At 42.4% G+C, this 7915-nt stretch carries 5 protein-coding genes and 2 pseudogenes; 2 read left to right on the top strand and 5 right to left on the bottom strand.

All coding sequences use genetic code 11. From position 1 onward, the window contains the following. A partial coding sequence (locus BJK46_RS11895; protein WP_142671674.1) for a transposase occupies positions 1–521 on the top strand: 521 nt, incomplete at its 5' end. A gap of 150 nt (positions 522–671) precedes the next feature. Here the strand turns inward: BJK46_RS11895 and BJK46_RS11900 are convergent. Then, entirely contained in the window at positions 672–2735 is a 2064-nt protein-coding gene (locus BJK46_RS11900; protein ID WP_063279142.1) for a Mur ligase family protein, read from the bottom strand. Between the two features lie 64 nt (positions 2736–2799). On the opposite strand from BJK46_RS11900, the gene BJK46_RS12240 reads away from it, so the two are divergent. Further along, a complete protein-coding gene (locus BJK46_RS12240; protein WP_154800926.1) occupies positions 2800–2976 on the top strand; it encodes a hypothetical protein in 177 nt (58 codons plus the stop codon). On the opposite strand, the gene BJK46_RS11905 is transcribed toward BJK46_RS12240, so the two are convergent. From BJK46_RS11905 to BJK46_RS12700, 4 genes and pseudogenes are all read right to left on the bottom strand, one after another. Continuing rightward, positions 2969–4588 carry a hypothetical protein gene (locus BJK46_RS11905; protein WP_063279143.1) on the bottom strand — a complete coding sequence of 540 codons (1620 nt, stop codon included), beginning with the start codon at positions 4586–4588 and terminating at the stop codon, positions 2969–2971. The genes BJK46_RS12240 and BJK46_RS11905 overlap by 8 nt on opposite strands. A gap of 77 nt (positions 4589–4665) precedes the next feature. Beyond that, a pseudogene (locus BJK46_RS12695) lies at positions 4666–4749 on the bottom strand (LPXTG cell wall anchor domain-containing protein); the annotation flags it as partial. Between the two features lie 17 nt (positions 4750–4766). Further along, positions 4767–6854, bottom strand: coding sequence for a hypothetical protein (locus BJK46_RS12530; RefSeq protein WP_242445280.1), 2088 nt, complete (start codon positions 6852–6854; stop codon positions 4767–4769). A gap of 16 nt (positions 6855–6870) precedes the next feature. Then, positions 6871–7905 (bottom strand): annotated as a pseudogene (locus BJK46_RS12700) (YPDG domain-containing protein); the annotation flags it as partial. Positions 7906–7915 lie beyond the last annotated feature (10 nt).

The raw sequence follows: 7915 nt of genomic DNA on the forward strand, positions 1-7915 counted from the left end.
AGTCTTCTTTCCTCCTACAAAAAGTCCAATACTTATGCGACAAACTGCTTATTGGGATAGAAGAAATGAAAGAATTTGATCAGGAAATGATTGACTTAGCTAAAAATACAACTGAGTTTGAAAACATTATTTCAATTCCTGGCATCGGAGAACTCACAGCTGCATTGCTTATTGGGGAACTTGGTAATATTAGAGAATTTAAAACAAATAAACAATTGAATGCATTTGTAGGTATTGATATTAAACGGTATCAATCAGGAACTTCAAAAAGTAGGGATACGATCAACAAAAGAGGAAATAAAAAAGCAAGACGTTTATTGTACTTAATCATTATGAACATTATTAGGGGAAGAAATCATTATCAAAGCCATATTGTGGATTATTATTATAAATTAAGAGAGCAGCCTCATGGGAAAACCCACAAGACTGCCGTAATAGCGAGTATCAATCGCTTATTAAAGACCATTCACTACTTGATAGTCAATAATAAATTATATGATTATCAGAAAGCACCACACTAACGCAACCATATAATCATATACATCATAACACCTTATTCAAAAAAGTAAAAATTGGAGGGTCTAGTTCAGTAATGTCAATTTTAATTATTGAACCCTTGACAAATCGTAGGAAAGGTAACTGAGTCAACTGTTGACAAAAGCCATCCCTTTCTACCATGATGACGATGATTTTTCCAATTGAGACACGTCGCTTCGTACCTGTTCTATAGACGGGTATGACGTAAAAATGACAATGCCCATATCAGTTTTAAAAAAGCCATGAACTGAATCATATCCAAAGCATAACACTTCTCTATTTGACATTAATATATCTTCAAATTGACGATATAACCGATACAAATCACGATGTGTCACTTCATGACGTTCTTTTAGCATATAACGTCCAGTTACGTTAATAATGGCTGACAAAGACAAATTGTACTTTTTAATAAATTTATCAGCTTGCATCTGCCTGTCTTTCTCACTATTGAATAATTCATTTGACAATTGATACACAGCACTTGGATGTGGTTGATTAATCATAAGCTCAATCAGATCATGCATCATAATTGTTTTACCAGTATAAAAATTGTTATCATTTGTTCGCCATTTTTTTAATTGGATAGAACGATTAGACACTTTTAATGATTTTGCATAAATATAGTAGAACAATGGTGCTATTCCTTCAATCAAAGTTTGATCAGAAAAATCGACCTGATCTATTTCGATATTTTCAGGTATCAATGTCAGTGCAGGTGTAAATTTTTTTGTATGAAACAATGCTTTGTTTTGTGTTAATCCAGCTTCAATGAATTTTGGAAGTTGTTCGGCTACCCGTGGGAATAATGTTCCTGTCACTGATGATTTTAATAGTGTTATACTATCTGGCGTTAATAACGTACATAAATCACGAGCCAATAAATTATAATCTTTATACCATGTGATTTTTTTGTTTTTAACACGATTTACAACCATTTTTAAGTCACTATCTAAACACAAAATATAGTCGGCATTGCACGCATTTAATATAGGAATTAATCGTCTATGCAGCATTTCTGAGTCCTCACCTAAGTCATTAATTTTACCAATTGCTATCACTTTTCTCCCCTTAAAAAAGTGCGCTTGATTATTAAATGTCTCAATGGCATTGATCATAGCTGGAAGTGATGCGTTATGTGTATCATCAATCAAAGTATAAATTGCATTTTTATAGGTGACTTCTTTAAATTCCAGAACCTTCTTTAAAGGCTTAAACTCTGAAAATTTAGCAACACACGCTTCTAAATCTACATTTAATTCTGATAATGCTAAAAGTACTGCTAATGAATTATAAACCATACCTTTACTTAAACTATTCAGCATAAACTTAATGTTATTTCCATTAAAAACTACTGCAATCTCATGTGCCCCCTTTAAAGTTTTAACATCCGTCACACGAATATTTGACTGCTCATTGTCATTTTCTATTTGATATTTTTTAATATGTGTCGTATTAAGACGTGCTCTTCTTTCAAGGACATCTACATGTAATGTATCTCCGTTGATAATTGCAACGCCTTCTTCTGATAGCCCTTTGAATAAACGTGCTTTAAACTCAGCAATTTCTTCAGTTCCTGAAAATGATGAAAGATGTGCTTCTCCAATTCCTGTGACAATAGCAATATCTGGTTTTATATTTGTTGCCATATTGCCTCGATTGTTCAATGCATTCAAAGATACCTCAAACAACGCAAAATCTGGATTTCGAATTAACTTACATAGATTCAGCATAATAGGTATTCTCATATTAGCGTTACCTCTATTATACAAAAGTTCGTAATCACCTAGTACAGTTTCTAACATCATTCTTGTAGAGCTTTTCCCGAATGAACCTGTGATTGCAATTAAAGGATTTTGATACTTTTCTCTGAAATATGTCCCCAGTAACTTCATTGCCTCAAAAGCATTTTCGACAATAATATAGTTCCCAAACCAACTTTCAGGTAGTCGTTCATCACTAATGATTAAAGGAATCTCTATCTCTAAGGATTCAATATGCGAAAAGTTAGATTTTAATGATTTTTTATTACGAAACCATTTCCGCCAACTTGCTTCACTGATATTAATTAATGCCGCATTCGAATGTTCCAAATTTTTAATATTTATCTCAAAATCATTAATCTCAAAATCATTTTTGATACTTTGCTCCACAAGTATCGGTTCTAAAATTTTTAAAATTCCACTTATTGTATGCATATGTTTTTAACCTTTCATAAAGTTGTTAAGTGCTTTATAATTTAAGGACAGGAGATGATGTGTCATGGAAAATAAAAATACAAATAACATTAATGAAGAAATTGAAAAAGAGCTTCTTGAATATCAAGCTCAAAAACACGATCATCCGGAACCTTCTAGTTTCAGTTGGCCTAAAGCACTTGCATTTATCATTGTATTAATGATGTTTTTCATTCCAATTTTCAAACACATTTTTATGTAATTGGCTTAAAGTGTAACTGATATTGAATGTACCCAGATAAATAGTGTTCTATATCATCAATACGTACGCGATAACCATGGTGCTTAATAAAGAAGCTTCCTAGTATTCGTTGAGGATTTTTAAAATACATTGCGACTTCAGGATAAAAGTACCCTGCACGTTGATAGTTAGCACGGTGATGCAACGTTGCCACTAAGAAATCTTCATCAATATTTTCTCGCACTGTATTTTCAAATCCCATCGCTTTCGCATTTCCAATTAATTGGTATGCAGCAGTTAGCATTTCTAGAAATGTCGGGAATGTCGTTTCACGGTGATAAATATAATCTAAATAACCGGATACGTTTTTAAGTCCGAATTCGATATACCGTGCTTCGGGTTTGATTTTCACAAGTTCATTTGTACAATAACTTAACCAATGGTCATGGTACTTCCAATAATTTTGTGCTATAAACTTATCAAACATTCGGATAACCGCATTAAGCCACTTCTCATTTTGATCGACTTGATATAAACGTAATAAAGCAAGTGCTGCTTCCCCATCATAGTAAATAATTCTAAACTTTTCTTTCACTGAAAGCTCTGGGTAATTTAGAACATGATACGTTTCCAAAGTGTCAGTATCAATCATGTTTAATATCCCATTGGCTACCTTTTGCGCTCTTTTTAAAAGTCTTGTATTTGGTTCACTATTCTTGATAAATTCAACCACAGCAAAAATATATGCTGCATTTTGCCCTAATTTTATTTCATTAATATCACGAGTCGTATCATAAATATACGCAACTTCACCACATTCATAGTAAGCATTTTGATGAATATAAGTGAATGCATTTTGAATCTCGATAATATCCTCATTAAGGTAAGACAAACCTTCAATTAGAGAATAAGTAGTTGAACAATGCCTCAATATGTTATAAAAGCTAATACTTCTGTCGAAATGTGGAAAACGACCATATTCATATTGACCATTTTCTTTCATCTCATTTTTTAAATAATATGTTGCTGTCGTTATCATTTCATCAATTTCATGATGGAGTTCTTTCGATTTACGAACACCTTTAATCCCCCCAGATGGTTCTAATTCATAAAACGCTTCAGGCGTAAAAAAATAGCCTTGTGTTTCAAAACGAATGACTTCTTTTTGTTCATAATCTTCAATTGAAAAAGCTCTTTTTACGTTCGTATAATGCTTCAAATAATGGTTAACGTTATTAACAGCAAGCTCTAACCTTCTTTGTTTACTCCCCTTTATAGGTCTTACAAATGCATTAGCATTAATGACTTCAGGTAAAAATGAAATAATCCAATTTTTATCAAAGCTGACTCCAAATTCAATATAATTCCTTCTCGTCCGTAACATTTCATCAACTACTTTTTCAAAAGGCAACTGCTTTTCTTGAGTTACAAAGTCCAATTTAACCCATTCAGGATATATTTCATTTTTCCTTTTAAAGTTTTCAATTTGTTTCATGATGTCTTTTGAAATATTCAACGACTTTTTAATGTGTTTAACACTTGCTTTCTTCTCTTTTGTTCCCAAACTAAGGAAAATACGTTGACTAAGTAGACTTACTTCTGATTCAAACTTTTTCAAAATTGTATTATACATCACTTACCTCCATCATAATATGTATATAGTAGGGCATACCGCCTTGGATAAACCAAAGACGGTATGCCCTTTTAAAATTAAGCTTTATCTTTGTTGTCTTTATTATTTTTTCTTCTATATAAGAAGAGTGAACCTAGACCAGCTAAAAGTGTACCTGCAAGCGGTGCTGCATTTGTTGTTACACCCGTTTCTGGTAATGATTGTTTTGCATCTTTCTTCGTAAGATTTGAGTCACCTTTATTTGCATCTGCATCTGCATCTGCGTCGGCATCCGCATCCGCGTCGGCATCGGCATCTGCGTCTGCATCGGCGTCAGCATCAGCGTCGGCATCGGCGTCGGCATCTGCATCGGCGTCAGCATCCGCATCCGCATCAGCATCGGCGTCGGCATCCGCATCCGCATCCGCATCCGCATCGGCATCCGCATCGGCGTCAGCATCAGCATCGGCGTCAGCATCAGCATCTGCGTCAGCGTCGGCGTCGGCGTCTGCATCAGCATCGGCGTCGGCATCCGCATCTGCATCTGCATCTGCGTCAGCGTCAGCGTCAGCGTCAGCGTCAGCGTCAGCGTCAGCGTCGGCATCGGCATCCGCATCCGCATCGGCGTCGGCATCCGCATCCGCATCCGCGTCTGCATCCGCATCAGCATCGGCGTCGGCATCTGCATCAGCATCCGCATCTGCATCTGCATCTGCGTCGGCATCCGCGTCGGCATCCGCATCAGCATCGGCGTCGGCATCGGCGTCGGCATCGGCGTCGGCATCGGCGTCTGCATCCGCATCCGCATCGGCATCGGCGTCGGCATCGGCGTCGGCATCTGCGTCTGCATCGGCATCAGCGTCTGCATCCGCATCGGCATCGGCATCCGCATCAGCGTCGGCGTCGGCGTCGGCATCTGCATCGGCGTCGGCATCTGCATCCGCATCCGCATCTGCATCCGCATCCGCATCGGCGTCTGCATCGGCGTCTGCATCGGCATCAGCATCCGCGTCTGCATCTGCATCAGCATCTGCATCAGCGTCCGCATCTGCATCGGCATCGGCATCTGCGTCAGCATCGGCATCTGCGTCAGCATCGGCGTCGGCATCTGCATCAGCATCCGCGTCTGCATCCGCATCAGCGTCTGCATCCGCATCGGCGTCTGCATCTGCATCAGCGTCGGCATCGGCGTCGGCATCTGCATCCGCATCCGCATCTGCATCGGCGTCTGCATCCGCATCAGCGTCTGCATCGGCATCCGCATCCGCATCGGCATCGGCGTCTGCATCCGCATCTGCATCGGCATCGGCGTCAGCGTCAGCATCTGCATCTGCATCAGCATCTGCGTCTGCATCCGCATCCGCATCCGCATCGGCATCTGCATCCGCATCAGCGTCAGCGTCGGCGTCGGCATCGGCGTCGGCATCCGCATCGGCGTCGGCATCTGCGTCAGCATCGGCATCGGCGTCTGCATCCGCATCGGCGTCGGCATCGGCATCGGCGTCTGCATCTGCATCCGCATCCGCGTCTGCATCAGCGTCAGCGTCGGCGTCTGCATCTGCGTCGGCATCCGCATCAGCGTCGGCATCGGCATCCGCGTCGGCGTCGGCATCGGCGTCGGCATCCGCATCGGCATCGGCGTCTGCATCGGCATCAGCGTCGGCATCGGCGTCTGCATCTGCATCAGCATCCGCATCTGCATCGGCGTCTGCATCTGCATCTGCATCAGCATCCGCATCTGCATCGGCATCTGCATCCGCATCCGCGTCAGCATCTGCATCAGCGTCGGCGTCGGCATCTGCATCTGCGTCGGCATCCGCATCAGCGTCTGCATCGGCATCCGCATCGGCATCCGCATCGGCGTCAGCGTCAGCGTCAGCGTCGGCATCCGCATCTGCATCTGCATCGGCGTCTGCATCTGCATCTGCATCAGCATCCGCATCGGCATCGGCATCCGCATCTGCATCGGCATCGGCATCCGCATCCGCATCGGCATCGGCATCGGCGTCTGCATCTGCATCTGCATCTGCATCGGCATCCGCATCCGCATCGGCATCGGCATCCGCATCTGCATCGGCATCAGCATCAGCATCCGCATCAGCATCTGCGTCAGCATCCGCATCAGCGTCCGCATCAGCGTCAGCATCTGCATCCGCATCGGCATCGGCATCGGCATCGGCGTCTGCATCTGCATCAGCGTCCGCATCGGCGTCGGCATCTGCATCAGCGTCTGCATCGGCATCCGCATCTGCATCGGCATCGGCGTCGGCATCTGCATCTGTTTCATCTTGTTCTACAACGATTCTCGTTGTAATTTCATCAATTGATCCATCTGGATATGTTACCTTCACTGGAATATCTACTGATGTTCCTGGTGTCGCATCCGCCGGTGGCGTTACTGTCACTGTTCCATCATCTGGATCTACTTCCGCTGTCCAACCTTCTGGAATACCTGCTGGTGGTATCTCAAATGTTGTTCCTGGTGGTACATTTGGATCTTTCGTTTGTGGCACTTCCACTGGTACGTTCGGTTTTGTATGTCCTTCTTCGTATCCTGGATCGTGGTTACCACTATCTGGTGTATCTACTGTTACTTTGACTGGTGTTTCCTCACTTGATCCATCTGGATATGTTACCTTCACTGGAATATCTACTGATGTTCCTGGTGTCGCATCCGCCGGTGGCGTTACTGTCACTGTTCCATCATCTGGATCTACTTCCGCTGTCCAGCCTTCTGGAATACCTGCTGGTGGTATCTCAAATGTTGTTCCTGGTGGTACATTTGGATCTTTCGTTTGTGGCACTTCCACTGGTACGTTCGGTTTTGTATGTCCTTCTTCGTATCCTGGATCGTGGTTACCACTATCTGGTGTATCTACTGTTACTTTGACTGGTGTTTCCTCACTTGATCCATCCGGATATGTTACCTTCACTGGAATATCTACTGATGTTCCTGGTGTCGCATCCGCCGGTGGCGTTACTGTCACTGTTCCATTATCTGGATCTACTTCCGCTGTCCAGCCTTCTGGAATACCTGCTGGTGGTATCTCAAATGTTGTTCCTGGTGGTACATTTGGATCTTTCGTTTGTGGCACTTCCACTGGTACGTTCGGTTTTGTATGTCCTTCTTCGTATCCCGGTGTGTTATCTTGTGCATCATTCGGTACTACTGTCACTTTCGCCGGTGTTTCCTCACTTGATCCATCCGGATATGTCACTTTCACCGGAATATCTACTGATGTTCCTGGTGTCGCATCCGCCGGTGGCGTTACTGTCACTGTTCCATCATCTGGATCTACTTCCGCTGTCCAGCCTTCTGGAATACCTGCTGGTGGTATCTCAAATGTT

Source organism: Staphylococcus pseudintermedius, from assembly GCF_001792775.2.
Taxonomy (GTDB): domain Bacteria; phylum Bacillota; class Bacilli; order Staphylococcales; family Staphylococcaceae; genus Staphylococcus; species Staphylococcus pseudintermedius.